Origin of the sequence: Agrobacterium cavarae (assembly GCF_004310285.1) — a bacterium.
In the GTDB taxonomy this organism is placed as follows: domain Bacteria; phylum Pseudomonadota; class Alphaproteobacteria; order Rhizobiales; family Rhizobiaceae; genus Agrobacterium; species Agrobacterium cavarae.
Window position 1 is genome coordinate 135,605 of the sequence record NZ_SISF01000033.1, and the last position, 24,469, is coordinate 160,073.

Annotated in this window: 27 protein-coding genes; 18 read left to right on the forward strand and 9 right to left on the reverse strand. The window is 58.9% G+C overall.

What is annotated here, in order from left to right; all coding sequences use genetic code 11:
- Positions 1-8: 8 nt before the first annotated feature.
- From EYC79_RS19015 to EYC79_RS19030, 4 genes are all read right to left on the reverse strand, one after another.
- Positions 9-350 (reverse strand): tRNA-binding protein, encoded by a 342-nt coding sequence (locus tag EYC79_RS19015; RefSeq protein ID WP_111846840.1) that lies wholly within the window; start codon positions 348-350, stop codon positions 9-11.
- A 117-nt stretch (positions 351-467) separates the two neighbouring features.
- On the reverse strand, positions 468-1,283 hold the full coding sequence (gene proC / locus EYC79_RS19020; RefSeq protein WP_418123512.1) for a pyrroline-5-carboxylate reductase: 816 nt from the start codon (positions 1,281-1,283) through the stop codon (positions 468-470).
- 8 nt (positions 1,284-1,291) lie between these two features.
- Positions 1,292-1,792: a type III secretion system chaperone family protein gene (locus tag EYC79_RS19025; RefSeq protein WP_062440311.1), complete on the reverse strand. Its 501-nt coding sequence runs from the start codon at positions 1,790-1,792 to the stop codon at positions 1,292-1,294.
- Positions 1,793-2,254: 462 nt separating this feature from the next.
- Positions 2,255-2,518, reverse strand: a complete 264-nt coding sequence (locus tag EYC79_RS19030) for an accessory factor UbiK family protein (protein ID WP_062426406.1) — start codon at positions 2,516-2,518, stop codon at positions 2,255-2,257.
- 300 nt (positions 2,519-2,818) lie between these two features.
- On the opposite strand from EYC79_RS19030, the gene lgt reads away from it, so the two are divergent.
- From lgt to EYC79_RS19070, 8 genes are all read left to right on the forward strand, one after another.
- Positions 2,819-3,640, forward strand: a complete 822-nt coding sequence (gene lgt, locus EYC79_RS19035) for a prolipoprotein diacylglyceryl transferase (protein ID WP_112360350.1) — start codon at positions 2,819-2,821, stop codon at positions 3,638-3,640.
- A 5-nt stretch (positions 3,641-3,645) separates the two neighbouring features.
- Entirely contained in the window at positions 3,646-4,746 is a 1,101-nt protein-coding gene (locus EYC79_RS19040) for a class I SAM-dependent methyltransferase (protein ID WP_130979106.1), read from the forward strand.
- Between the two features lie 193 nt (positions 4,747-4,939).
- A complete protein-coding gene (pgeF, locus tag EYC79_RS19045) occupies positions 4,940-5,734 on the forward strand; it encodes a peptidoglycan editing factor PgeF (RefSeq protein WP_130979107.1) in 795 nt (264 codons plus the stop codon).
- 1 nt (position 5,735) lies between these two features.
- A complete protein-coding gene (locus EYC79_RS19050; RefSeq protein ID WP_062598675.1) occupies positions 5,736-6,887 on the forward strand; it encodes a M24 family metallopeptidase in 1,152 nt (383 codons plus the stop codon).
- Between the two features lie 78 nt (positions 6,888-6,965).
- Positions 6,966-7,670, forward strand: coding sequence for a hypothetical protein (locus EYC79_RS19055; protein ID WP_130979109.1), 705 nt, complete (start codon positions 6,966-6,968; stop codon positions 7,668-7,670).
- A gap of 269 nt (positions 7,671-7,939) precedes the next feature.
- Positions 7,940-8,872: a ribose-phosphate pyrophosphokinase gene (locus EYC79_RS19060; RefSeq protein WP_062426401.1), complete on the forward strand. Its 933-nt coding sequence runs from the start codon at positions 7,940-7,942 to the stop codon at positions 8,870-8,872.
- Between the two features lie 98 nt (positions 8,873-8,970).
- Positions 8,971-9,249, forward strand: coding sequence for a type II toxin-antitoxin system ParD family antitoxin (locus EYC79_RS19065; protein WP_130979111.1), 279 nt, complete (start codon positions 8,971-8,973; stop codon positions 9,247-9,249).
- Positions 9,250-9,558, forward strand: a complete 309-nt coding sequence (locus EYC79_RS19070) for a type II toxin-antitoxin system RelE/ParE family toxin (RefSeq protein WP_130979113.1) — start codon at positions 9,250-9,252, stop codon at positions 9,556-9,558. It abuts the gene before it with no gap.
- Between the two features lie 7 nt (positions 9,559-9,565).
- On the opposite strand, the gene EYC79_RS19075 is transcribed toward EYC79_RS19070, so the two are convergent.
- Both EYC79_RS19075 and EYC79_RS19080 read right to left on the reverse strand, forming a co-directional pair.
- Positions 9,566-10,444 carry a phosphatase PAP2 family protein gene (locus tag EYC79_RS19075; RefSeq protein WP_165457078.1) on the reverse strand — a complete coding sequence of 293 codons (879 nt, stop codon included), beginning with the start codon at positions 10,442-10,444 and terminating at the stop codon, positions 9,566-9,568.
- A complete protein-coding gene (locus EYC79_RS19080) occupies positions 10,434-11,948 on the reverse strand; it encodes an ArnT family glycosyltransferase (protein WP_112360299.1) in 1,515 nt (504 codons plus the stop codon). The genes EYC79_RS19075 and EYC79_RS19080 overlap by 11 nt, the downstream gene beginning before the upstream one ends.
- 29 nt (positions 11,949-11,977) lie before the next feature.
- On the opposite strand from EYC79_RS19080, the gene EYC79_RS19085 reads away from it, so the two are divergent.
- Positions 11,978-12,208 (forward strand): hypothetical protein, encoded by a 231-nt coding sequence (locus EYC79_RS19085; protein ID WP_112360300.1) that lies wholly within the window; start codon positions 11,978-11,980, stop codon positions 12,206-12,208.
- Here the strand turns inward: EYC79_RS19085 and adh are convergent.
- Together adh and EYC79_RS19095 are read right to left on the reverse strand one after the other, a co-directional pair.
- On the reverse strand, positions 12,178-13,695 hold the full coding sequence (gene adh / locus EYC79_RS19090; protein WP_062440297.1) for an aldehyde dehydrogenase: 1,518 nt from the start codon (positions 13,693-13,695) through the stop codon (positions 12,178-12,180). The genes EYC79_RS19085 and adh overlap by 31 nt on opposite strands.
- A gap of 159 nt (positions 13,696-13,854) precedes the next feature.
- Entirely contained in the window at positions 13,855-14,814 is a 960-nt protein-coding gene (locus EYC79_RS19095; RefSeq protein WP_130979116.1) for a helix-turn-helix domain-containing protein, read from the reverse strand.
- 281 nt (positions 14,815-15,095) lie between these two features.
- Between EYC79_RS19095 and EYC79_RS19100 the strand changes: the two genes are divergently transcribed.
- From EYC79_RS19100 to EYC79_RS19140, 9 genes are all read left to right on the forward strand, one after another.
- The gene (locus EYC79_RS19100; protein WP_113261775.1) at positions 15,096-15,725 is read left to right on the forward strand and encodes a 50S ribosomal protein L25/general stress protein Ctc; all 630 of its coding nucleotides are present in this window, start codon (positions 15,096-15,098) and stop codon (positions 15,723-15,725) included.
- Positions 15,726-15,999: 274 nt separating this feature from the next.
- The gene (locus tag EYC79_RS19105) at positions 16,000-18,396 is read left to right on the forward strand and encodes a sensor domain-containing protein (protein ID WP_130979118.1); all 2,397 of its coding nucleotides are present in this window, start codon (positions 16,000-16,002) and stop codon (positions 18,394-18,396) included.
- Between the two features lie 20 nt (positions 18,397-18,416).
- A complete protein-coding gene (locus EYC79_RS19110; RefSeq protein WP_245495318.1) occupies positions 18,417-19,145 on the forward strand; it encodes a substrate-binding periplasmic protein in 729 nt (242 codons plus the stop codon).
- An 87-nt stretch (positions 19,146-19,232) separates the two neighbouring features.
- Positions 19,233-19,949, forward strand: a complete 717-nt coding sequence (gene pth / locus EYC79_RS19115) for an aminoacyl-tRNA hydrolase (protein ID WP_130979119.1) — start codon at positions 19,233-19,235, stop codon at positions 19,947-19,949.
- A 154-nt stretch (positions 19,950-20,103) separates the two neighbouring features.
- Positions 20,104-20,724: an exopolysaccharide biosynthesis protein gene (locus EYC79_RS19120; protein ID WP_062426391.1), complete on the forward strand. Its 621-nt coding sequence runs from the start codon at positions 20,104-20,106 to the stop codon at positions 20,722-20,724.
- 118 nt (positions 20,725-20,842) lie between these two features.
- Positions 20,843-21,946, forward strand: a complete 1,104-nt coding sequence (gene ychF / locus EYC79_RS19125; RefSeq protein ID WP_062426390.1) for a redox-regulated ATPase YchF — start codon at positions 20,843-20,845, stop codon at positions 21,944-21,946.
- Positions 21,947-22,313: 367 nt separating this feature from the next.
- On the forward strand, positions 22,314-22,769 hold the full coding sequence (locus EYC79_RS19130; protein ID WP_245495319.1) for a MaoC family dehydratase: 456 nt from the start codon (positions 22,314-22,316) through the stop codon (positions 22,767-22,769).
- Positions 22,766-23,233: a MaoC family dehydratase gene (locus EYC79_RS19135; protein WP_130979121.1), complete on the forward strand. Its 468-nt coding sequence runs from the start codon at positions 22,766-22,768 to the stop codon at positions 23,231-23,233. Before EYC79_RS19130 ends, EYC79_RS19135 begins: the two co-directional genes overlap by 4 nt.
- Positions 23,234-23,263: 30 nt before the next feature.
- Positions 23,264-23,881, forward strand: a complete 618-nt coding sequence (locus EYC79_RS19140; RefSeq protein ID WP_130979122.1) for a class I SAM-dependent methyltransferase — start codon at positions 23,264-23,266, stop codon at positions 23,879-23,881.
- 18 nt (positions 23,882-23,899) lie between these two features.
- Here EYC79_RS19140 and EYC79_RS19145 read toward each other — a convergent pair whose 3' ends face one another.
- Positions 23,900-24,442 carry an adenine phosphoribosyltransferase gene (locus tag EYC79_RS19145; RefSeq protein WP_062598686.1) on the reverse strand — a complete coding sequence of 181 codons (543 nt, stop codon included), beginning with the start codon at positions 24,440-24,442 and terminating at the stop codon, positions 23,900-23,902.
- Between the last annotated feature and the right edge of the window lie 27 nt (positions 24,443-24,469).

Consider the following 24,469-nt stretch of genomic DNA (forward strand, 5'->3'; position numbering starts at 1 on the left):
ATGCGCGCTCAGCACATCTTCTCACCGTTCGGCACATCGCGCTCGACGGCAGCGAGCACGATATCGCCATTGGCATCGGCAAAACCGAGGGTGAGAACTTCCGAACGAAACGGCCCGATCTGTCGTGGTGGGAAGTTGACGACGGCAAGCACCTGTCGACCGATCAGATTGTCCAGCGTGTAGTGAACGGTGATCTGGGCGGACGACTTCTTGATCCCGATCTCGGGACCGAAATCGATCTTCAGCTTGAAGGCTGGCTTGCGCGCTTCGGGAAAAGCTTCGGTTTCGACAATGGTGCCGACGCGAATATCGACCTTTTCGAAATCCGCATAGGTGATCTCAGCGCTCATCCGCGTCCCTCTTTTAAAGCATGTCGCGATCTTTCAGATTCGCTCCTTACGCTTTAAGTCCTTGTTTTGTCGCATATCGTTATCGCAAAACCGGTGACCACTTTTTCGCGACATGCTTTAGTTCGCCAGTTCTTCCGCGCGCGTCTTGGCTGCGGCAATCGCCTTGTCGAACAAGGGCTGCATGCCGTCTTCGGCCATCAGCACCGAAAGCGCGGCTGCCGTCGTGCCGCCGGGAGACGTCACGTTCTGGCGCAGCTTGGATGCATCGTCGGAGGACTGGTAAAGAAGCTCACCAGCCCCCGCGACGGTTTCTCGCGCGAGACGCATGGCAAGGTCCGCCTGCAGGCCGGCTTTGCGACCTGCCTCTGCCATGCATTCCACGAGATAGAAAACATAAGCGGGGCCACTGCCGGAAACGGCAGTGACGGCATCGATATCACCTTCGGTCGCAACCCATTCAACCGGGCCGCTGACTTCCAGAAGCTCTTCCACCAGCTGACGCTGGTCGGACGAAACGCGCTCATTGGCATAAGCACCGGTCACGCCGCGCCCCACCATGGCGGGTGTGTTGGGCATGGCACGCACGGTCGCCGCCTCACCGAGATGGCTCTCGATAGACGACAGCGTCTTGCCTGCGGCGATCGAGACGATGACTGTCTCTTCACCGACCAGACCTTTCAAGCCCGGCAATACCGCATCCATCAATTGCGGCTTGACCGCCAGAAACAGAATGCTGGCCGTCACGCCATCCGGTGCGCTCTCGCAGTGGCGAGCGCCAGCCTGGCTCAGTGTCGAGGACATGGCGTCGGAAGGGCGCGGATCGATGACGATCACCGAAGAGCCGGAAACGCCCTTCTTCAGCCAGCCGGAAAGCATGGCGCCTCCCATGTTGCCGGCGCCGACGAGAACGATAGGGTTAGAACCGAAGGACAGCACGCGTATCAGGCCTCGCCCACTGTCTCGAACAGGGCTGCATCCATCGCAGCCTTGGCATCCATTCCCGACCAGACGACGAACTGGAACGCCTGGTAATATTGCTCGCAGGCTTCAAGCGCACTGGACAGCAGAACCTCGACCTGCTGGTTTGTCGGCTCGGCACCGCCTGCCAGAAGCAACGACTGACGGAAGATGATGACATCTTCCTGGCGCCACAGGTCAAAATGCCCCATGAGCGTCTGGCCGTTGACATGCGAGAGAAGCCGGATCACTTCATTGACGCGATGGTCGGGCACCCGGATGTCGAAGGCGCAGGCGAGATGCAGCGCTTCGAACTGTTCCATCCAGGAAAACGAAATATGATAGTCGGCCCATCGGCCTTCCACCGTCATGGCAATTTCGTCCTCGCCCGAGCGCTCGAAAGACCAATCGTTGGCGGCCGCCACGAACTCGATCATATCGACCGGGTTGGAGAGACGTTCAACTTCGAATTCTATTAGGCTCATACGGCACCTTTTCAGCCGGAGATGAATGTTCTGTTTCGCACACGAAAGCACAAAAACGCACATACAAATGCCGGTACATCAGTTTAGGACGATTGCCCGACGCCGCCAGATTAACGCAGTGAACCTGTCTGGAGCTTACCGAGTTCGTTTCGAATCATCATTTAAAATCAGTCTATAACGAGCGAGTCCGAGCGCCACCCCCCGTCGTCCCATTTTCCGGGGAGAACCGTGGATATCTCTTGGCGCGTCGGATCAGTTGGGAGTCATAACCGACTCTGCCGATTGCGCTTTTTGGATGTGTCCACAGAGTGAAAAAAAATGCTGATGAAAACGCTTGCTCTTTCTATACGAATCCGCACTCGCGTAGGTTGGCGGTTGGTAGCACGCGAATTGAAAAGGCCGCGCCCTTTTTGAGGGCACGGCCTGTCTGACAGAAGTCCAAAATCGAAGATCGGATTTGGCTTAGGAAGCGTTTCCGGAAAGTTTTGCCTCAAGCGCTTCGATCCTGGCGCGCAGCGCGTCGTTCTCATCGCGCGCCTTGATCGCCATTTCGCGCACGGCATCGAACTCTTCACGCTTGACCACGTCGAGGCTGTTCAGCCAGCGATCGGCCTGCGCGTGAAACGCCTGTTCCACTTCCTTGCGTACACCCTGCGCCGCCCCTGCGGCATCAGTCATCAGCTTCGCGAATTCATCGAAAATGCGGTTCGTTCCGGTTGTGCTCATGGCGCGGTGTCCTCGTCTTCATCCGGAGAAACATATTGCTCTATCCGGCTCATGCATTTCAGGTAGGCACTCCCTCGGCGCGTTGCAAGCAAAAACGGGATTATGACGGGCAGTAACCTTACTTGTGACAGTCGTGAAAGCGCCAAAGAATCGCCTTGACCGCTCCCTTTTCACCCGCCATTTTCGCCCGGCGGGAAAGATCGTGCCAATACTGCCTGCCGTGCGAAAACCCGGTGTTTTCGACAACAACAAGAGAATGGAATACGCGACTTGTTTTCACCGCTTGCCTCGCTTTCGATCATGCCGTTTCCCAACATCGATCCGATCGCCTTTTCCATCGGCCCGATCTCGATTCATTGGTACGGCATCGCCTATGTCGTCGGCATTCTTCTTGGCTGGTATTACGCACGCAAACTGAGCATGACGGACCGACTGTGGCCGGGCGACAAATCGCCCGTGACACCGGTCCATCTGGATGACTTCATCATCTGGGCGGCAGCCGGCATCGTGCTGGGCGGGCGTATCGGCTACGTGCTTTTTTATGATCTGCCTGCGGTCATGGCAAACCCCGTCCGCGCCTTCGAAATCTGGAATGGCGGCATGTCCTTCCATGGCGGCCTCCTGGGTACCACGATCGCGATGATCCTCTTTGCCCGTCGCAACGCCATTCCCGTCTGGAGCATGTTCGACATCATCGCGGCTGTTGCACCCGTCGGCCTGTTCTTTGGCCGCATTGCCAACTTCATCAATGGCGAATTGTGGGGTCGTCTGACGGATGTTCCATGGGCCGTCGTCTTCCCGACCGGCGGACCTTTCGCCCGCCATCCAAGCCAGCTTTACGAAGCCGGGCTGGAAGGCATCGTGCTGCTGATCATTCTCTCCGTACTGATATGGGCCTTCAAGGCACTGAAGACACCCGGTACCGTGACGGGCACCTTCGTTGCCGGATATGCGCTGTCACGTATTTTCGTGGAGTTCTTCCGCGAACCCGATGCGCAGATTGGCTATCTGGCAGGGAACTGGCTGACCATGGGAATGGTTCTCTCCGCGCCCATGTTCGCGCTCGGCGTCTGGGCAATCCTGCGGGCACGCTTTGCTGCCCGTGCCCGCCAGAACGGATAAGTGACATGCCAACGCCCCTTGCTCGTCGCATCAAGTCTCTTATTCGGCTCAACGGCCCCTTAAGCGTTACCGATTACTTTTCGCTGTGCCTGGCAGATCCCGAGCATGGCTATTACAAGACACGCCAGCCCTTTGGCCGGACGGGCGACTTCGTCACCGCACCGGAAGTCAGCCAGCTTTTCGGTGAAATGCTCGGCGTCTTCATGGTCCATGCCTGGCAGCGTCATGGCCTGCCCGGCAATGTCAGGCTTGTCGAGATCGGCCCTGGCCGCGGGACGATGATGGCGGATATGCTGCGGGTCATCCAGAGGATCGCCGCCCCCCTCTATGACGCCATGAGCGTGCATCTCATCGAAACGAGCCCGCTGCTGACCGAAACGCAGCAGAAGACGCTTGCCGCGCATGAGGGCAAGATCAGCTGGCACGAAAGCTTCGACGACGTGCCGGCTGGCTTCCTGCTGATCGCAGCCAACGAACTCTTCGATGCCATTCCCATCCGCCAGTTCGTCAAGACGCCCCAAGGGTTCAGGGAACGGGTCGTCAGCCTTGATGAGGATGACGAACTGATCTTCACCGCAGGCGTCGCAGGCATTGATCCGGACCTTCTTCCTCCACAGCCGGAGCGTCAGGCGCTCGGCACGATCTTCGAATATTCGCCTGCGCGCGAGGCCGTCATGGCCGCACTTTGTGAAAGGCTGCAAGCCAACAGCGGCACCGCGCTGATCATCGACTACGGCCATATGGTGGCCGGCTATGGCGACACCATGCAGGCGCTCAGAATGCATGAATATGATCCCGTGCTTGCCCATCCAGGCGAAGCCGATCTGACCAGCCATGTGGATTTCGAAAGCCTGGTGAAGACGGCAACGGCAAACGGCGTTCATGTCAACGGCTGCCTGCACCAGGGCGATTTCCTCTATGGCCTCGGGCTCAAGGAACGCGGACAGGCTTTGGCGGCCACCGCGACGCCGGATCAGACGCTGGCGATTGCCGAAGCCATCAACCGTCTCGCCGGCGAAGGTGCCGGCAAGATGGGCGAGCTTTTCAAGGTGCTTGCGGTCTCCAGCCCTGCCCTTCATTTGCTGCCATTTCGCGCGCTGGATTGAGCCTGCTGACAAGTGGAAACGCGCCGGACGCCTGAGAGGAGATTGACACGGGCAGTCCGCTTGGGCCAACATTGGGTCAATTCGAAGCAGAGCACATCTGCCGCACGGCATCTTTTTGAGATGCGCCCATCGGAAACACTCGCTCAGAATCATCACTGAAAAATCGGCGACACCGCAAAGGATTGAACACCCCATGCAGGACGACACGCTGCCGCTTCCCGTTCAGAGCACATTGCTTGAGGCGGCATCCGAAAACGGCATACGCCATGGTTTCTTCACCCGTGAAGGCGGCGTTTCGAAAGGCATCTATCGCGGTCTGAATGTCGGTCTCGGCTCGCAAGACGAGCGCCAGTCGGTACTGGAAAATCGCAGCCGCGTCGCCAGATGGTTCGGTCTTCCAGAAGAGCGGCTTGCAACCGTCCACCAGATCCACTCCCCTAACGTGGTCGTGATCGATGAAGCCTATGATGGCGACAGGCCCCAGGCCGACGGCATGGTGACGGCGACGCCCGGCGTCATCATTGGCGTGTTGAGCGCCGATTGCGGGCCGATCCTTTTTGCCGACAGCCAGGCTAGCGTCGTCGGTGCGGCCCATGCGGGGTGGAAGGGCGCGGTTCATGGCGTTCTGGAAAACACCATCGACAGCATGATCGCGCTTGGCGCACGCCGCGAAAACATCGTTGCCGCACTTGGCCCCTCCATCGCACAGGAGAATTACGAAGTGGGCCCGGAGCGTGTGGAAGACCTCAAGCGGCTCGACCCCACCTACGAACAATACTTCGCCCCCTCGAAGAACGAGGGCCATGCCTATTTCGACCTCAAGCAACTGACCATGGATCGCCTCGCCAAGGCAGGCGTCCGGGCCGAAAATCTCAATCTCTGCACCTATCCGGATGACAAGCGTTTCTTTTCCTTCCGCAGGACCACGCATCTGTCCGAGCCGGATTACGGGCGGCAGATCTCAGCAATAGCAATTTTGGAGACGTAATATGGCTCTACACTTCGAACCCGCCGAATTCGAGGCCCGTCGCGCCCGCCTGATCGAGAAGATGGCAGAGGAAAAGCTGGATGCGGTGCTGCTCTTCGCCCAGGAGAGCATGTACTGGCTGACTGGCTACGACACCTTCGGCTATTGCTTCTTCCAGACGCTGATCGTCAAGGCCGATGGCTCGGTGTCGCTTTTGACGCGCTCCGCCGATCTGCGTCAGGCCCGTCATACGTCGAATATCGAGAACATCGTCATCTGGGTGGATCGTCTCAACGCAGATCCGACGCTCGATCTCAAGAACCTGATGAGCGAGATGGATCTGCTCGGTTGCCGCGTCGGCATCGAGTTCGATACGCATGGCATGACCGGTCGCGTGGCGCGCCTGCTGGACAACCAGTTGGCAAGCTTCTGCCAGATCGTCGATGCCTCCTACCTCGTCAGCACGCTTCGCCTGGTAAAAAGCCCAGCCGAAATTGCCTATGCCAAACGCGCCGGAGAGCTTGCCGATGATGCGCTCGATGCGGCCATCGCCCTGATCAAGCCAGGCGCGGATGAAGCCGACATTCTGGCCGCCATGCAGGGCGCGGTCTTTTCCGGCGGCGGCGATTATCCCGCCAACGAATTCATCATCGGCTCCGGCCCTGATGCGCTTCTTTGCCGCTACAAGGCCGGCCGCCGCAAGCTCGATGCCAAGGACCAGATCACGCTCGAATGGGCAGGTGCGAGCGCCCATTACCACGCGGCGATGATGCGCACCGTCGTCATCGGCGAACCGGAGTTCCGCCACAAGGAACTCTACAACGCCTGCGCGGAAAACATCCGGGCCATCGAAGAGGTCCTTCGCCCCGGCTACACCTTCGGCGATGTGTTCGACGTGCATGCCAAGATCATGGATGAGCGCGGCTTGACCCGCCACCGCCTCAACGCCTGCGGATACTCGCTTGGCGCGCGCTTCTCCCCCTCCTGGATGGAGCATCAGATGTTCTATGCCGGCAACACCCAGGAAATCCTGCCGAACATGACACTCTTCGTGCATATGATCATCATGGACAGCGATGCCGGCATCGCCATGACGCTCGGTCAGACCTATGTGACGACCGAGGGTGCCCCACAATCGCTGTCCCGTCACAGCCTCGATATGCTGACCGCCTGATTTGACTCCAAACACAAACCACCCTTAAATCACAGCAATCCTGGGGAGGACGGAGCCAATGATGAAAAGATACAAGGCATGAAGAGGCTCGGTGCGCTCCTTGCAGTTCCGGGCCTCGTGATGGCTCTTTCTGCATGCAACACCAGCGATGCGCTTACCCCGCAAGTCAATGTCGGGCACAATCAGACGCCATCGACCCCCGTCAATCAGGGCGATCTCGACCAGATGGCGGCAGCCGCTGATCGCTCCGGTTCTGGCGTCGCTTCGCAAGTGCCGGCCTATGCGCCACAGAACACGCTTCAGGCGCAAGCCCAGGCGATGACGAGCGGCGTTCAGTATGGGCAGCCCGTCAGCCGCCAGGCTCAGCAGCCACCGTCCCAACCGCAGCAGCAGACGGCAGCGCTTGCGCCGTCGGGTGGCGCCAGCATTCGCTTCCTGCCGATCATTGGCGCGCCGGTCCAGGCCGTCACGCCGCTCTCCAGGCAACTGGGCGCCGAAGCCCGCGCCAAGGGCCTGACGATCCTGCCTTCCGCCGATACCTCGGCCAACAACATCCTGAAGGGATACCTGTCCGCCTTCGAAGATGGCAGCAAGGTTACGATCGTCTATGTCTGGGATATTCTCGATGCCAATGGCGCGCGGCTTCACCGCCTCCAGGGGCAGGAATCAGTGGCCTCGCGCGGAAGCGACCCATGGTCGGCTGTCACCGATGGCGTGATGCAGAAGATCGCAGCCAAGACGCTGGATGATTACCAGGCATGGCGGCAGAGCGGGCGTGGATAAGTCAGTCGGTCGAAGGCGCTTGCGCCGATCCAATCGATTGAAGCGACATTGAAAACAGCCGAGTCACAAAGTTTTCACGAAAATCATGGGTAACGCGGTTCCGGCTATTGCATTCACAGGCAACAGCGCTATTAAGGCGCCCATGGCAAAACGGCATGTCCGGCGCCCTTCTGGGCCGGGTATTCCTTCCCGTTGAACGACGCAGTGGCCGCGGAACAGACTTTAAAAATCCCGGGCTCAAGCGATGGCATGGAAAACAGGCGGCACCCATGAAGGTTTTCGCAGGCAATTCGAACCGGCATCTGGCCGAAGCGATCTGCAAGTATCTCAATGTTCCCCTGGGAAATGCCACAGTAAAACGGTTTGCGGACCAGGAAATCTTTGTAGAAATCGGTGAAAATGTACGCGGCGAGGACGTTTTCCTCGTCCAGTCCACATCCTTTCCCGCCAACGACCACCTGATGGAACTGCTGATCATGATCGACGCGATGCGTCGTTCCTCGGCAAAGCGCATCACCGCCGTTCTCCCCTATTTCGGCTACGCCCGACAGGACCGCAAGGCCGGTCCAAGAACGCCGATCTCGGCAAAGCTCGTTGCCAATCTGATTACCGAAGCCGGCGCCGATCGCGTCCTGACGCTCGATCTTCACGCCGGCCAGATCCAGGGCTTCTTCGATATCCCGACGGACAACCTTTTCGCCGCGCCAATTCTGGCCCGCGACGTCAAGGAACACTACGACACCAATAACGTCATGGTCGTTTCGCCGGACGTCGGCGGTGTGGTTCGCGCCCGCGCGCTTGCCAAACGTCTCGACTGTCTGCTCGCGATCGTCGACAAGCGTCGCGATCGACCAGGCGAGTCGGAAGTCATGAACGTCATCGGTGACGTCTCCGGCAAAGACTGCATTCTGATCGACGACATCGTCGATTCCGGTGGTACGCTCTGCAACGCAGCCGAAGCGCTGCTGAAAAACGGCGCAACCAGCGTCACCGCCTACATCACCCACGGCGTTCTCTCCGGCGGCGCCGTCGCCCGCGTGGCATCCTCCAAGTTGCGCGAACTCGTCATCACCGACAGCATCCAGCCGACCACCGGCGTACAGTCCGCCCACAACATCCGCGTGATCACCACCGCCACTCTGCTGGGCGAAGCGATCAACCGCACGGCGATGGAACAGTCGGTTTCGGGTCTCTTCGATTGATCTAGCTGCTCCTTCGCCTTCTACATCCGCCGTTGGAAACGAGTAGGACTCACTCCTATCTTGGTGTATTCTCCGATGGCGATATGAAGGTGATGACCATGCGCACAACACAGTCCCTCAGCATTACCCTACCATTGGACATGGCGGAAATGGTCAAAGCCAAGGTAGCGTCTGGTGAGTATGCGAGCGAAAGCGAAGTGATCCGCGATGGTTTGAGAACGCTCGCCGCGCAAGACGCGGCAGTGGACCGTTGGCTTCGGGATGAAGTCGTGGAGGCATACGATGCTCACAAATCAGATCCGACACGCACGGTTACGCTCGAGGAAGGCTTAGCAAACGTCCGATCCCGCGTCGCCAAGCGTGAAGGTCGCGGTTGAGTGAAACGTCATATGGTGCGTCTCACTCCCGAGGCGCAAAACGATCTTGTCAGCATCTACGACTATATCGTTGACGTGTCAGGCTCATCCCGCGTTGCTGACAGATATCTTGACTGCATCGGTAAATTCTTGAGTGGTCTGACCGTGTTTCCCGAGCGCGGCACGCTTAGAGATGACGTTCGTGACGGACTGCGGATTATCGGCTTTGAGCGAAACGCCAGCGTCGCGTTCATCGTTGAAGACGAGAGTGTCATCATCCTTCGGATTCTTGGCAAAGGACAAGAATTTCGCCAAGCCAACAAAGATTGAAGCAGCGTTAGTCGACTGCCACGTTTGAGTGTCGCTGCGAGGGCCACATCTTTGCCTTCGCCGCCCATGCCCGCAGATCGATCACCGTCTTCACACCTTTCCTGACCAGCATAACCAGCCACCGTCTCGCGTAGATTCGGGAGTAGTTCAGAATGGCGCGCACGTCCGTCACCACCGGGCGGACTGTGAAGACTTGCCGATGCTGCCCAATCGCGAGAACACGATAGAGGATAAGGGACGTCAGCGCGGCAAAGAGGATCGACATCGTCGTGTCACTGAGGAAATGGCGTCCCGCAGCCATGCGCATGGCGGCCGTTGCTGTGATCAGGAAAGCAGCGATTACCGTGCAGACGACCTTGCCGCTGCGTGGCAGCTGCGGCCAGAGCAAGACGCAGACCGGCAGGACGACGCTTGCAACCAGCGCCGCCTCGCCGGATGAAAAGGAACAGTTCTTGAAGCACTGATTGCTCAGCTGAAACGCCGGCGTGAATGTCTGAAACCCGCCGAATTCAATCACGCCGTCAGGCCTGGCGCGGCCCAGCCATGTCTTCAGGATACCATTGACCAGCAGTCCGGCGCAGGCCAGCGTATTGCCCCAGATGAACGCCCAGACCCGCCAGCCGGTCTGCTGCTTGGTTCCGATCAGGACGTTGCCCAGGAAGATGAGGAATGTGACGACAGCAAACGCCTCCCCGCCGTGACGCAACACATCTCTCCAGAACATGAAGTCCGGGCTGCGGCCCACCCAGTCACCAGCCTGCCCGTTAAAGAACAGGGAGGAAATTCTGAGGTCCAGGAAGGGGAAAGCCGCGAAGACGATGACGGCGCAAAGCGTTGCGATCGTCAGCCAGATGGTGAGCCGCATATGGAGGATGTCATGGTCCATGGTTCGCCCCCTCAAGGCAGGAGGCTGGGATTTTCCAAAGACCCACCGTAGCGCGTTCCATGAAGCCGGCGGTCGCGGCCCATTCGGCCTGCGGCGGCTCATCCTTCATGCAGGCGGGAAGCGAGTCGGCTCGCGATAGGAGAAGCGCGTTGGCCGTCTCGCCCGGCTGCAGCGGATAGAGCAGCGCATAGTGACTGGAGGGAGGCTCAACACCCTCGTTCCACGCCCGTGGCACAATGTGGTGGTCGTCTCTCAACTGATAGAACATTTCCGCCAGGAAGGACCGGTCGGACGCAACGAGAACGTGAGCGTCAAGCCTTCTCGCATCTGCAATCGCTGTCGATACCAGAGCAAACCGCCCGAGATAGCGCTTCAACGCCAGATCGCCATTGGGAAGACGCAACTCCGTACCGAAGATGGTCAGCAGCGGCAGGATGATGGCGGCGACGGTGTTGAGAATGAGCGACGCCCGCAGCCAATGCGGTCGTGCCGCAAGCCACGGCGTTGCAAGCAGGAGGCCTGCTGCATAGGCGCCGACGGCCCAGTTGGCGAAGGCGCGCGAGATCAGAGCCTGCGCGGTCATCAACAGGAGAAGTGGAATGCTGAGTGCGCAGAGAGACCGCACCGTCGGGTTTCTCACATCCCGCAGGGCCATCAGCATGGCGATGAAAACGAAGGGGCCGACGACACCGGCCTGCGCGCCAAAGAAACCCAGCGCCGAGCCGAAGTTCAGCCCGGCAGCATTCCAGTGGGCAATCGAGACCGTGTGGCGGGCAGTGGCGAAGTCATGCGCATAGTTCCACCACAGATTGGGCGTGACGACGAGCGTGGCGACCGCTCCCGCGAACAGAGCATGTGACCACCGAACCCGCCAGTTCCTGTCGAGATAGGCCGCCAGCGGCACGAAGGGAAACAGAAAGGCCATGGCGTATTTCGACAGAAATCCAAGGCCAACAGCAAAGCCAAGCCCGATCGCCAGTATCAAGGCCAGCGGCCCGCCTTCAGTCCTTATGGCAGAAAGTTTACGCCACAGGATCAGCGAGACGACGATGAAAAGCAGCATCGGCGTATCGGTGGAAATCAACAGGCTGGAAAGCGAGACGCCCGGCAGCGTGATGTAGATGATCGCCGCCAGCGCGCCGATCCGTGCATCGTAGATCATCCGCCCCAGATAGAACATCGCAGCCGCGGTCATCGCATGCAGGATTGGCGCCGCCAAACGGACGTCGAAAGTCCCCTCGCCGCCCATAATCCAGGTGGTCAAGCGAATGACCCAGCCGATCAGCGGCGGCTTGGAATAGGCCCCGAAGGCCATCTCCCGGCTCCACAGCCAATATTGCGCCTCATCGACGAAGAGGTCTGTCCTGTCGAAGGCAAGACAGATGATGCGGAACAGGGTAACGCCAAGGACCGAGAAGACAGCAATGGCAACCCAGCGCGAACGCTCCGTTTCCAGCCCGCCGATGCGTTCCGTGCCGTGAAATTGTCCGGCAACACCGCTCATGATTGGCACCAACAGGCGGCGCGAGCGGAATGAAAAAAGTAAAAAAAGAAAGGGCGCATATCGATCCACGCAACAATATCGAGGAGGATATGCGCCCGATTGATGACACTATTACGTCAACTCAGATCGCCTTGATACAAATGACATCGGCACTTTTTGAGGACCTTATGCCAGCCATGGCCGGAGTTGGCACCGGCGGAAATGCCGCCGGCACCGGGTTCACGCGGTATCAGAAGAAGCCGAGCTTGTTCGGGCTGTAGGAGACCAGCAGGTTCTTGGTCTGCTGGTAGTGATCGAGCATCATCTTGTGGGTCTCGCGACCAATGCCCGACTGCTTGTAGCCACCGAACGCAGCACCTGCCGGATAGGCATGGTAGCAGTTGGTCCATACGCGACCGGCTTCGATACCCCGACCTGCGCGATAGGCCAGATTGGTGTCGCGGCTCCAGACACCGGCACCCAGGCCATAGACCGTGTCATTGGCGATTTCGATCGCCTCTTCCACCGTCTTGAAGGTGGTAACGGAAACAACCGGGCCGAAGATTTCCTCCTGGAAGACCCGCATCTTGTTGTTGCCTTCAAACACAGTCGGCTGGATGTAGAAGCCGTCCTTCAGATTGCCTGAGAGCGATTTCTTGTCGCCGCCGGTCAGCACCTTGGCGCCTTCCTTCTTGCCGATCTCGAGGTAGCTCATGATCTTGTCGAACTGTTCCTGAGATGCCTGCGCGCCGATCATGGTGGAGGCATTCAGCGGATCGTCCTGGCTGATCGCCTGCACCCGCTTCAGGGCTTTTTCCATGAAGCGGTCATAGATGGATTCATGCACCAGCGCGCGGGATGGGCATGTGCAGACTTCGCCTTGGTTCAGCGCGAACATGGCAAAGCCTTCCAGCGCCTTATCGAGGAAGGCATCATCCTCGTTCATCACATCGGCAAAGAAGACATTCGGCGACTTGCCGCCGAGCTCCAGCGTGATGTTGGTGACGTTATCCGCCGCATAGCGCATGATTTCCTTGCCGACCGAGGTCGAACCGGTGAAGGCAATCTTGGCGATGCGGTTGCTCTGCGCCAGCGGCTTGCCGGCTTCCATGCCAAGCCCGTTGACGATGTTGAGCACGCCCGGCGGCAGAAGATCCTCGATCAATTCCATGACAAGCAGGATGGAAGCAGGTGTCTGCTCGGCCGGCTTCAGCACCACGCAGTTGCCGGCGGCAAGTGCCGGTGCAAGCTTCCAGGCAGCCATCAGGATCGGGAAATTCCAGGGAATGATCTGGCCGACGACACCGAGCGGCTCATGGAAATGATAGGCGACGGTGTCATTGTCGATCTGGCCGATCGACCCTTCCTGCGCGCGAATGCAGCCTGCGAAATAACGGAAGTGATCGATGGTCAGCGGAATATCGGCATTGGTGGTTTCACGAAGCGGCTTGCCGTTATCCCAGGTTTCTGCCCGGGCGATCAGATCGAGATTGTCCTCGATACGCTGAGCGATTTTGAGAAGAATATTGGAGCGTTCGGTGACGCTCGTGCGGCCCCAGGCTGCGCGCGCCTTATGCGCGGCATCGAGGGCTGCTTCGATATCACTGGCATCGGAGCGCGGCACTTCGCAGATCTTCTGCCCGGTAACGGGGGAGATATTGTCCATGTAGCGGCCGGACTTCGGCTCCACCCATTGGCCGCCGACATAGTTGCCGTATTTCAGTTTGAACGGGGTTTCTCCCGCTTTGTGCTGAACCTGGATGTTCATGTTTTCATCCTCCCTGATGAACAACGATCATTGGTTGATCGCGTGGAGAGAGGTTGTGCCTACAATCGGGCAAATCAAAGGGGCGGCAGGCCGTTCCGCAGTGCACAGTGTTTCACATCTGCGACAACGGCCAGGCCAATCAAGGCTTGCGCCTCCGTTTCAATGCACGGAGAGCTTCTTCATCTTGCGGTGAAGCGTCGCGCGGCTGATCCCCAGCAATTCGGACGCCTGAGTCACGTTGCCATTGGTGCGCGCCAGGACCCGTCTTAAAGCAGCGCGCTCGGCTTCCATCAGGTCGCTGCCTTTGTCATGCCGCTCTTCTTTGAGTGCGTCCGATGCGGGGATCCCTTGCGCTATCCGCGCATCATCGAGCCGCAGCGCCAGCCGTGCAGCGCGGGTCGCCCCCAGAATGATATCGTCCTGATCGACGGCCAGCAGCGACAGCATCGTCGATTGGCCAGGCGGCACGATCAGGATGCGGGCGCCCGGGAACGCGCGGCGGAACAGATTGCCCTCGATGCGCTGCGCGGCATCGCGCACGGTCTGCGTCACCATGGAAAAGGTCAGTTCGTTGATGTCGTCCCGGCAGGTGGAAATGTCGAGCGCGCCCGTCACCTGCCCCCGGTGGTCGCGGATCGGCGCTGTGGTGCAGGAGAGATTGATGTTGGAGCTGAAGAAATGCTGGTCGCGATAAACCACCGCCGGCCGCTCGTCGGCAAGTGCGGTGCCTATGCCATTGGTGCCGACACTCGCCTCGCTCCACAGCGCGCCGGACCAGAGCCCCGCCTTTCGAAAATCGTCATCATCGCCCGCAGCACCGCGCCGTTCCAGGGCAACGCCCTTGGCATCGGTCAGCAGCAGGCAGCACCCGGCCCTGCCGACGGTGGAAAAGATGCGGTCGATTTCATCGGTGCTTTCCGCCAGAAGAGCAGATGCCTCGTCGCGCGCCCTGCGAAATTCCGCTTCCGACAGGAAGATCGGCTTGCGGTTTTCCTCCGGCGTCAGATGATGCATCGTCATGCAGCGTCGCCAGGATGCGACGATGGGGGAACTTGCGGCAGCCGATGAACGGTTGGCGCTCTCATAGACATGATTGGCATGTGCGGCATCGTTCGACATAGGCTCCTCCCAAAGCTTCTGTTATCGTGCGCCGGTTGTGGCGATCTTTCAACGGTAAAATAGTCGCATGCGACGCCGCTTGAGCGTCACCACGCGTGGAGCGGGTGTGATCCGATGTAAAACCCCCGCGGTCTTGCGTTCAAGGCCGCTTTATACTATAGCGCGCGCATCCGTGTAGACACCCTTGGAGGCAACGCGGTCGGGTTGGCGCAAGCGCCGCCCCAGTTCTCGCCCGGCCACGCCGGTTTGAACTCTCCATATAACCTCGAAAAGGAAATGCCATGAGCAAAGAAACTTATGAGCTCAAGGCCGAGGCGCGCGAACGAGTTGGTAAGGGGTCCTCTCGTGAACTTCGCCGCAACGGTTTGATTCCCGCTGTCATCTATGGTGACAAGCAGGCCCCGATTTCTATCGCGATTTCGACCAACGAAATCACCAAGCGCATCCACGGCGGCGGCTTCATGACGACGATCGCAACGATCGACGTCAACGGCCAGAAGTACAAGGTTCTGCCGAAGGACTACCAGCTTGACCCGGTTCGTGACTTCACGATGCACGTGGACTTCCTGCGCGTTTCGGCCAACTCGAACGTAACCGTCGAAATCCCGGTTCACTTCATCAATGAAGAGAAGTCCGAGATCAAGACCGGTGGCGTTCTGAACATCGTTCGCCACACCATCGAAGCCAACGTTCCTGCGGACCAGATCCCTGACGCCATCACCGTCGACCTCGAAGGTCTGAAGGTCGGTGACAGCGTTCACATCTCGCAGATCAAGCTGCCGAAGAGCGTGGTTCCGACGATCACCGATCGCGACTTCACCGTTGCAACGATCGTTCCGCCGGTTGTCGACGTTGTTGAAGACGAAGCACCTGCTGCTGAAGAAGCGGAAGGCGAAAACAAGTCCGAATAAGACCTGTTTGGTTTTCTTGAAGAGGCCCCGTATCGAAAGATGCGGGGCCTTTTGCATGCAAGTTCATCCGCGCGACAACATCGCCAGCGCCATCTGACGCGCTTCGAATGCCGCCACTCAATTCAAGAATGATTAAGCATTCTGCGAAACGATACCTCAAAGCTTTGGTTCTACAACCGCAGCTGGAAAAGGCTCTCGAGCAATCGAAAACGCCCTCACGGCGCTTGGGCCTTTACCGCATGGACGGGAGTTTTTGAGGATCAAGAGAGGGCAGATGACCCATTCGGTAGAAAGGCGATTCCTGGTGATCATATCCGGCGCGTTGCTGGCTATCGTCGCGCCGCTTTTTACGATTTTGCTCAGCCTATCCTATAATGCCGCGATCTCCAGCCAGGCAGACCGGCTCGAAATTCTCATCGTCGCCAACGCACAGGCTCTCGGCCGCCCTCTTTGGGATCTGGATGACGAAAGCATCAACCAGATTACCGGCACGCTGATTACCGACCCTGCGATCTATATGGTCCGGGTCAGGGACAGTTTCGGCCAGCTCGACGTTACTCAGACATCAAGCGACCCTAGAAGCGACGACATGTCGTCGCTTAGCCGTGACATCTACTACAAGAACCTCGACGGCGAGACCAAGGTCGGGACGATCAAGATCTTCTTCCGCAATGTCGGCCTGTTCTCATCGCTGAACGGCATCGAGCTATCCTTCCTGTCGATCTTCATTCTGGCGATCTTGACGGTGTTTGGCGCCGCCATCGTCGGCAACCGGATGATGATCATGCGCCCGCTTCTGCGGCTGACGGCCGCCATTGAGGCAACCCGCAGGCTGGGCTCGCGCCACCATGTCGACTGGCGCTCGCGCGACGAGATGGGACGGCTCGCTCTCAGCTTCAACGAAATGCAGACGCAGCTCGAACGGGAAGAGCACGAGCTCAAGCGTGCCCATCGACGCACGACGGAAATCTACAACCGCACCCCGGCCATGCTGTTTTCACTCGATCCCGAAAATCGTGTCGCAGCGGTGAGCGATTATTGGGTGAAGGCAACCGGCTATAGTCGCGAGGATTCCCTTGGCTGCGCCTTTGAAGCCTTCCTCCATCCGGACGATCGCGAAAGTTTCCGCCAGCGCCATCAAAACCGCCCATCCGACCATACCGATGAGTCCTACGCGGCCGAGCTCACTGTGCGCTTCATCTGCGCCGATGGGCGTTCGATGGATGTGCTGATTGCCGAAAAGACGCTGCAAACCGGCATCGAGGAGACCAGCGCAGATGTGCTGAGCGTGATGACGGACGTCACGGAACTTCGTCAGTCGGAACAGCGCAACGGCCTCCAGGCCATTTCTGATCACCTGACCGGGCTTTTGAACCGCCAGGGTTTCGAAGCCATGCTGGACCAAAAGATACTGCATGCCGATGCGGCTCAGACGAAGCTTGCCTGCCTGTTCATCGATCTCGATCGCTTCAAGGGCATCAACGACAATTTCGGCCATGCCGCAGGCGATGCGGTTCTGAAACAATTCGTTGGTCGCCTTAAAGGCGTTCTCAATCCGCTCGACTCCGCGTCGCGGCTTGGTGGCGATGAGTTTGCCTTGTTGCTTGCGGGGTCGGACGCGGAAGAGCGATCGCTGCAAATCTGCGAGAAGATCGGCGCGATGTTCAACGACCCCTTCATTTTCCATGGTCAGAGCATTCGTCTCAGCGCCAGCATCGGTCTTGCCATCTATCCCGAACATGCCCGCAGCGCCTCGGAACTGCTGCAACACTCCGATCTTGCCATGTATACCAAGAAGCGGGCCGGAAAGAATGGCGCCCAGATCTTCGACGCCACGATCATGAACGAAGCGCGCCAGCGGGCAGAGATCGAGCAGGAAATAGAGCAGGCCATCGAGAAAGACTGGCTTGAGGCACACTTCCAGCCCATTCTCAACTTGCAGACTGGCGTGACCTGCGGCTTCGAAGCCCTGATGCGCTTGAACCATCCGCGCAAGGGCATTCTGCCGCCCGGCCCGATCATCGGCGTGGCTGAAGAAAATGGCAGCATCAAGCGCCTCGGTAACCGCGTTCTTGAGCATTCCATCCGAAACCTCGCGGACATCTCGGCCGTTCCCGGTCTCGAAAAGGCCTATGTCGCCGTCAACTTCTCCGCCCAGCAGTTTGAGGCCGGTCTACCGACGCGCATCGCTGGCCTGCTGCACCACCACGGCATCGTTCCGCAGCGGCTCGTAGTAGAGATCACCGAAGCCGTGATGATGCATGACGACCCGCAGGTGCGCGCCGTCCTGAATGCCATCAGCCTGCTTGGATGCCGTATTGCGCTCGATGATTTCGGCACGGGCTATTCGTCGCTGAGCTACCTCAACCGCTTCCCCGTGGATATCGTCAAGATCGACCAGTCCTTTACGCGCTCCATCAGCAAGGATGCGCCCGACATCAGCAAGAAAAGCCGGATGCTGGTGGAAGGCATCAGCGCGATCTCCCACAAGATGAACTGCCTCGTCATTGCCGAAGGCATCGAGACGGAAGAGCAGAAGACGATGCTGCAAGAGATCGGCGTGGATTGCGGGCAGGGCTATTTGTTTTCCAGACCGCGCGCGATACAGTCTCTGATCGAAACCTATCAGGTTCCGCTGGAGGATGGAAAAAGGCTGAAAGCCGCGCAATAAACGCTGTGGGAGGGGTAGCAGTGTTACGAGCAATACTCTTATCGATCGGTCTGTCGACCTGCTTGCTGGCCGCGACATCGGCCAGTGCCGAAAAACTGTTTTTATCGACGGAATATTATCCGCCTTACAATCTGCGCGACGCCGATGGACAGCCAAGCGGCGTCTACTGGGATCAGTTGAAGATCATTCTGGAACGAACCGGCACGCAGTATGAAGCGACGGTCATGCCTTGGGCGCGCGCCATAAAGCTGGCAGAGACCGCACCCATGCACTGCGTCTTTGCCGCGGCCCGCACCGCCGAGCGCGAGCCCCGCTTTAAATGGGTTTCCCCCATTCACACGGATCGCAATGTTCTGGTTGCGCGTCAGGGCCACGTCATGAACATCAAGACGTTGGAGGATGCCAAGGAATATACCGTCGGAACACAGCGCAACGACTACACCGAAGGCCTGCTCCGCTCGATGAATTTCCCGCGGATCGACATCAGCGCCGATTTCAACAACACGCTCTCAAAGCTCGCCGCAGGCCGCATCGACCTGATGCCCATGTCGGAAAGCGCGCTAAAGAATCTCCCCCAGAAAGACTTTGAGGAGGTCATCACCTTCAGCCGGCAGAGGCTTGGTATGGCCTGCAACAAGAGCGTACCGGACAGCCTGATCGAGAAGATGCAGAAGGTGCTGGACGATCTGATTGTCGACGGTACCCAGAGACGCATTTACGAGAAATACGGTTTGATCATCAGCGACTAACAGCTCGCGCCCTCACAAAAAAGTTGACACCCGCCGCGTTTCGCGTTGGTGAAGTGTATCGATTTTGAGTGAAGCGGAATTTCGTCCATGATCATCATTGCAGGCCTCGGCAACCCCGGCAATCAATATGCGGGCAACCGTCACAACATCGGCTTCATGGCTGTCGATGCCCTGCAACGCCTGCCCTCCTTCACGCCGTGGTCGAGAAAGTTCAAGGCGGAGATCTCAGAAGGTGAGATCGCCGGCGAGAAGATCCTGCTGATGAAACCGCTGACCTTCATGAACCTGTCGGGTGAATCCGTCGGCGAAGCCATGCGCTTCTACAAGCTGGCGCCCGGCGACATCATCGCCATTCACGATGAGCTGGACCTGCCGGCCGGCCGCGCCCGCATCAAGACCGGTGGCGGGCATGGGGGCCATAACGGCCTGAAATCCCTCGACGCCCATTGCGGCAAGGAATATCGCCGCCTGCGCCTCGGCATCGGCCATCCGGGAGACAAGGGCCGCGTGCATGGTCATGTGCTTGGCGATTTCGCCAAGGCCGACAAGGCATGGCTCGACCCGCTGCTCGACGCCATCGCCGACAACGCCGCAATGTTGGTGAAGGGTGAAGACTCCCAGCTTATGAATAAGTTGGCCCTTGCGACCGGCGCGAAGGCCGAAGTCGAAAAGCCCATCAAAGCGGCAAAACCGGCGGCGCAGTCGCACATCCATCAGGCGCGAAACCACGCCCAGCCAAAGAAGCTGCCGGAGACCGGCCCCATGGCCGAGATGCTGAAGAGGATGTTCGGCAAGAAGGACTGACGACAAAAGTCCTCACCGGGCTTAGCGCTGATCAGACGGCAGGCCGACGCAGGATTGGGGACATGGCGCCTTGAAACACGGCGCGACCTCCCCATCTCTTTGCGCATGACCAATATCGGCCATTTGATTGTGACATTCCCGAATTGGGCGCGCCATGGATAAGGAAGCGCCACATCAAAGCATGGCGGCAGCGCTGAAGCGCCTGCCGCATGACCTCCCCGAACGCGTCACGCTCGACTGTCTGCTGGATCGGCTGGGCGACAAGGCGATCGCCTTCGTGCTGCTGGTCTTTGCCATTCCGGCGATCATTCCAACGCCTGGTATTCCGGCTGGCATGATCTTCGGCACGGCACTGGCGATCCTGTCGCTGCAGATGATGTTTCGAGCACGCAGGCTTGTTCTGCCTGGTGTCCTGGGTCGTCTCTCCGTCTCGCGCTCGATCATCGAGCTAACGGCAGACAAGGCAGCACCCCGGCTGGAGAAGCTGGAAGCGCTCTTGAAACCACGCGGCCACATGCTGGCACGCTTTGCCGGACCGGCTTTCATCGGCATCGTGATTTTTCTGATGGCCGTGATCATCGCGCTCCCGATCCCGTTCGGCAATACGCTCCCCGGGATCACGGTGCTGATCATCGCCCTGGCGCTGGCGCAACGCGATGACCTCGCGCTCTTGGGCGGACTGGTTCTGGCCATCGTCTCGGTGCTCTTCTCCATCGGCATCGTCTATGGTGGCTGGGCGCTGATATCCGCTTGGTTCGGCTTCGGACAGCCTTAAGCCTACTCGCAAAAGGGCGGATTTCTCGCCCTTTGCTGCAACAAGACTTGACCTTGCTCCGGCGTTTCCGCAAAAGGCTCGCAATCGGAAATTCAAAAGTCAAAGACAGGTTTAAGCCATGGGCTTCAAATGCGGTATCGTCGGCCTGCCGAATGTCGGCAAGTCCACCCTCTTCAACGCGCTGACGAAAACGGCAGCAGCACAGGCGGCAAACTATCCCTTCTGCACCATTGAGCCGAACACCGGTGAAGTCGCCGTGCCGGATGCCCGCATGCGCGTTCTGGCCGACATTGCCGGCTCGAAGGAAATCATCCCGACCCGCATCTCATTCGTCGATATCGCCGGCCTCGTGCGCGGGGCATCGAAGGGCGAAGGCCTCGGCAACAAGTTCCTGGCCAACATCCGTGAAGTGGACGCCGTCGTTCACGTGCTGCGCTGCTTTGAAGATGACGACATCACCCATGTCGAAGGCCGTATCAACCCGGTCGGCGATGCCGACACGATCGAAACCGAGCTGATGCTTGCTGATCTGGAAAGCCTGGAGCGCCGCGTCGAACAGACCCGCAAGCGCGCCACGTCCAAGGACAAGGAATCGCTCGCGCAGTTGCCGGTCATGGAAGCGGTCATCAAGCTTCTCAACGAAGGAAAGCCCGCCCGCCTTCTTCTGAAGACGCTGGCAGCCGATGAGATCGAAGTCCTCAAGGGCCTGAACCTTCTGACCTCGCATCCAGTCCTCTACGTCTGCAACGTGGCGGAAGCCGATGCAGTCGATGGCAACGAACACACCAAGGCCGTTGCCGAAATGGCAAAGGCGCAAGGGGCCGAGTGCGTCATCATTTCCGCGGCAATCGAATCCGAAGTCGCACAGCTGCCGGAAGACGAATCCAAGGAATTCCTGTCAGCCCTCGGCCTCGAAGAGGCTGGCCTCGACCGGCTGATCCGCGCCGGTTACCACCTCCTCGATCTCATCACCTACTTCACCGTAGGCCCAAAGGAATGCCGCGCTTGGACCATCGTTCGCGGCACCAAGGCACCGCAGGCCGCAGGCGTCATCCACACCGATTTCGAGCGCGGCTTCATCCGCGCCTTCACCATCGGCTATGACGACTACGTCGCCTATAAGGGCGAAGTCGGCGCCAAGGAAGCTGGCAAGGGCCGCGATGAAGGCAAGGAATATGTCGTTCAGGACGGCGACGTTATCCACTTCCGCTTCAACACCTGATCGAGTCTCGCCGCAGGTGGCGAAACACCTGCGGCGCTCGGACGGCCGCAAAAGTTCCTGCCGTCCTCTGCGTCACCCGCGCTTTAATCGAGGCTTGTGTGGGTAGCGCTCGACATAAGTGCGCTTCCCCGTGAGAGGAAGCATCATTTACAACTTCAAATGCCAAGCACCTCCGCTCCTCTTACCCATCATCGATTTTCATCAACCCGCGACCGATCTGACCTTTACGTAAAGGGAACATTTGCGTTAGCTTGCAGTCGGAACGTGTTTGGAAGCCTGACACAGAGGTGCGCGACATGCATCGCGAAATCGACCTGTCGGATTGTCCGGACCGGCTCTGAGCATCAAGGGACGGAGGAGTAAGCTCGTGAAATATAGTTTCGACGATTTTGCGCCAGGGCGCAGCTTTCCGCTTGGGCCAAAGACGGTGACGGCGGAAGAGATCATTGAATTCGCAATGGAATTCGATCCGCAGCCCATGCATCTTTCGGAAGAAGCCGGCAAGGCCAGCATTCTGGGCGGCCTCGCCGCCTCCGGCTGGCACACATGCGGCATGCTGATGCGCATGACTGTGGACAGCTATATCGGTCAATCGAGCGCCCACGCCGGACTTGGCGTCGATTTTGTCGAATGGAAAAAGCCGGTTCTGGCGGGCGACACGTTGATAGGCTCCTCGACTGTTGTCGAACGCCGCGTGGCGAAATCCCGGCCAGACCGGGGCGTCGTCAAGCTCCGTCATGAACTGCAAAATCAGCACGGCGACACGGTCTGCATTGTCGAATTGAATGCCATGCTGGCGACATCGGCGGAGGCGAAGCCATGAAGTTCACCGAACTTTACCCCGTGGGCCATAAACTCGAACTTGGCACGGTCCACTTCTCGGCCGAGTCGATCATCCGCTATGCCGAAAAATTCGATCCGCAGCCATTCCACCTGAGTGAAGAAGGGGCAAAGAACTCCGTCTTCGACGGTCTGTGTGCCTCCGGCTGGCAGACAAGCGCGTCCTGGATGAAGTGCTTCCTGAATTACTGGACGAAGGAAGTGAAGCGGCTGACGAGCGAAGGTATCGAGCCGCCAAAGCTCGGTCCCTCCCCGGGCATCGCCAACCTCAAATGGTTGCATCCGGTCTATGCCGGTGACGACGTCACCTATTTCGCCACCCTTCTCGCTGCCCGCCCGCTTGCCTCGCGGCCCGGTCTGCTGCTGAACACGACGCTGAACGAAGGCGTCAACCAGCATGGCGAGCTCGTGGTCACGTTTGAAAGCAAGGTGCTGGAGTTCGAGTGAAGGTAACGCAGCAGGCAGGATCACCGGCGGATGACAGATGTTCTGAAAGGCTACGCAGAGGCAGCGACCCCTGAACTCATATCTCGCTTCGATAATTTGGACTGCCGCGAGGTCTACGCGCCCGTTTTGGATTTGCTGCCCATCCGTCCTGTCCGCATTGCTGATATCGGTGCCGGAACCGGTCGCGATGCCGCTTGGTTCGCGAGCCAAGGCCACGAAGTATTGGCGGTGGAGCCTGTCAGTGAACTCCGCGAGCCTGGCATGCGCCTGCATGCTTCCGAGAGAATCAGATGGCTTAGTGACAGCTTGCCAGTGCTCGATAAAACTCTCACCCATGCGCCCTTTGATCTCATCACGCTGTGCGGGGTATGGCACCACATCGAAATCGAACAACGCCAGCTTGCCTTGGAAGTCCTGACGCGCATGATGGAAGAGGGCGGGCTGCTGATCATGTCTCTCCGGCACGGGCCGTCGCCGGCAGGACGGCCATCCTACCCAATCCGTCCTGACGAAGCCATCGCCCAGGCGAAGAAGGCAGGGCTCGGCCTAATCCGGGCCTTGGAAACCGATTCGATTCAAGCAGGCAATCGAGCTTCAGGTGTTACTTGGACTTGGATCGTCCTGAAAAAAATCCATACCAAAACTTAAGCAGTCGCCTCTTCAGGATCAGTGCCCCGAGAACTCCACGAGCGTCCGCACCTCAACGCCAAGATCTTCCAGCTTCTTGCGACCGCCGAGATCGGGAAGGTCGATGACGAAGCAGGCTGAGACGATCTCGGCGCCCATCTGCCGCAATAGCTTCACGGCACCCTCGGCCGTTCCGCCGGTTGCAATCAGGTCATCCACCAGAATGACTTTCTCGCCCGGCTGGACCGCATCCACATGCATCTCCATCTCGTCGACGCCATATTCGAGGCTGTAGGCAACACGCACCGTCGTGTGCGGCAGTTTGCCCTTCTTGCGGATCGGCACGAAGCCGGTGGAAAGCTGATGCGCCATGGCGCCGCCCAGAATGAAGCCACGCGCTTCGATGCCGGCGATCTTGTCGACCTTGGTGCCCGCATAGGGATTGACGAGTTCGTCCACGGCGCGGCGGAAGGCACGCGGATTGCCGAGAAGCGTGGTGATGTCGCGAAAGATGATGCCGGGCTTCGGATAGTCGTTGATCGAGCGGATGGCGGCAGCAAGTTCCGAGGCAATAGCGGTCATGATATGTCCAGTTGATGTGGCAGGTTG

What these genes read in the sequence shown, in the direction of transcription:
- EYC79_RS19015 (WP_111846840.1), bottom strand. Translation starts at nt 350, where the DNA reads ATGAGCGCTGAGATCACCTATGCGGATTTCGAAAAGGTCGATATTCGC.
- EYC79_RS19025 (WP_062440311.1), bottom strand. Translation starts at nt 1,792, where the DNA reads ATGAGCCTAATAGAATTCGAAGTTGAACGTCTCTCCAACCCGGTCGAT.
- EYC79_RS19030 (WP_062426406.1), bottom strand. Translation starts at nt 2,518, where the DNA reads ATGAGCACAACCGGAACGAACCGCATTTTCGATGAATTCGCGAAGCTG.
- lgt (WP_112360350.1), top strand. Translation starts at nt 2,819, where the DNA reads ATGCCGTTTCCCAACATCGATCCGATCGCCTTTTCCATCGGCCCGATC.
- EYC79_RS19040 (WP_130979106.1), top strand. Translation starts at nt 3,646, where the DNA reads ATGCCAACGCCCCTTGCTCGTCGCATCAAGTCTCTTATTCGGCTCAAC.
- pgeF (WP_130979107.1), top strand. Translation starts at nt 4,940, where the DNA reads ATGCAGGACGACACGCTGCCGCTTCCCGTTCAGAGCACATTGCTTGAG.
- EYC79_RS19050 (WP_062598675.1), top strand. Translation starts at nt 5,736, where the DNA reads ATGGCTCTACACTTCGAACCCGCCGAATTCGAGGCCCGTCGCGCCCGC.
- EYC79_RS19055 (WP_130979109.1), top strand. Translation starts at nt 6,966, where the DNA reads ATGAAGAGGCTCGGTGCGCTCCTTGCAGTTCCGGGCCTCGTGATGGCT.
- EYC79_RS19060 (WP_062426401.1), top strand. Translation starts at nt 7,940, where the DNA reads ATGAAGGTTTTCGCAGGCAATTCGAACCGGCATCTGGCCGAAGCGATC.
- EYC79_RS19065 (WP_130979111.1), top strand. Translation starts at nt 8,971, where the DNA reads ATGCGCACAACACAGTCCCTCAGCATTACCCTACCATTGGACATGGCG.
- EYC79_RS19075 (WP_165457078.1), bottom strand. Translation starts at nt 10,444, where the DNA reads ATGGACCATGACATCCTCCATATGCGGCTCACCATCTGGCTGACGATC.
- EYC79_RS19080 (WP_112360299.1), bottom strand. Translation starts at nt 11,948, where the DNA reads ATGAGCGGTGTTGCCGGACAATTTCACGGCACGGAACGCATCGGCGGG.
- EYC79_RS19085 (WP_112360300.1), top strand. Translation starts at nt 11,978, where the DNA reads ATGAAAAAAGTAAAAAAAGAAAGGGCGCATATCGATCCACGCAACAAT.
- adh (WP_062440297.1), bottom strand. Translation starts at nt 13,695, where the DNA reads ATGAACATCCAGGTTCAGCACAAAGCGGGAGAAACCCCGTTCAAACTG.
- EYC79_RS19095 (WP_130979116.1), bottom strand. Translation starts at nt 14,814, where the DNA reads ATGTCGAACGATGCCGCACATGCCAATCATGTCTATGAGAGCGCCAAC.
- EYC79_RS19100 (WP_113261775.1), top strand. Translation starts at nt 15,096, where the DNA reads ATGAGCAAAGAAACTTATGAGCTCAAGGCCGAGGCGCGCGAACGAGTT.
- EYC79_RS19105 (WP_130979118.1), top strand. Translation starts at nt 16,000, where the DNA reads ATGACCCATTCGGTAGAAAGGCGATTCCTGGTGATCATATCCGGCGCG.
- pth (WP_130979119.1), top strand. Translation starts at nt 19,233, where the DNA reads ATGATCATCATTGCAGGCCTCGGCAACCCCGGCAATCAATATGCGGGC.
- EYC79_RS19120 (WP_062426391.1), top strand. Translation starts at nt 20,104, where the DNA reads ATGGATAAGGAAGCGCCACATCAAAGCATGGCGGCAGCGCTGAAGCGC.
- ychF (WP_062426390.1), top strand. Translation starts at nt 20,843, where the DNA reads ATGGGCTTCAAATGCGGTATCGTCGGCCTGCCGAATGTCGGCAAGTCC.
- EYC79_RS19135 (WP_130979121.1), top strand. Translation starts at nt 22,766, where the DNA reads ATGAAGTTCACCGAACTTTACCCCGTGGGCCATAAACTCGAACTTGGC.
- EYC79_RS19140 (WP_130979122.1), top strand. Translation starts at nt 23,264, where the DNA reads ATGACAGATGTTCTGAAAGGCTACGCAGAGGCAGCGACCCCTGAACTC.
- EYC79_RS19145 (WP_062598686.1), bottom strand. Translation starts at nt 24,442, where the DNA reads ATGACCGCTATTGCCTCGGAACTTGCTGCCGCCATCCGCTCGATCAAC.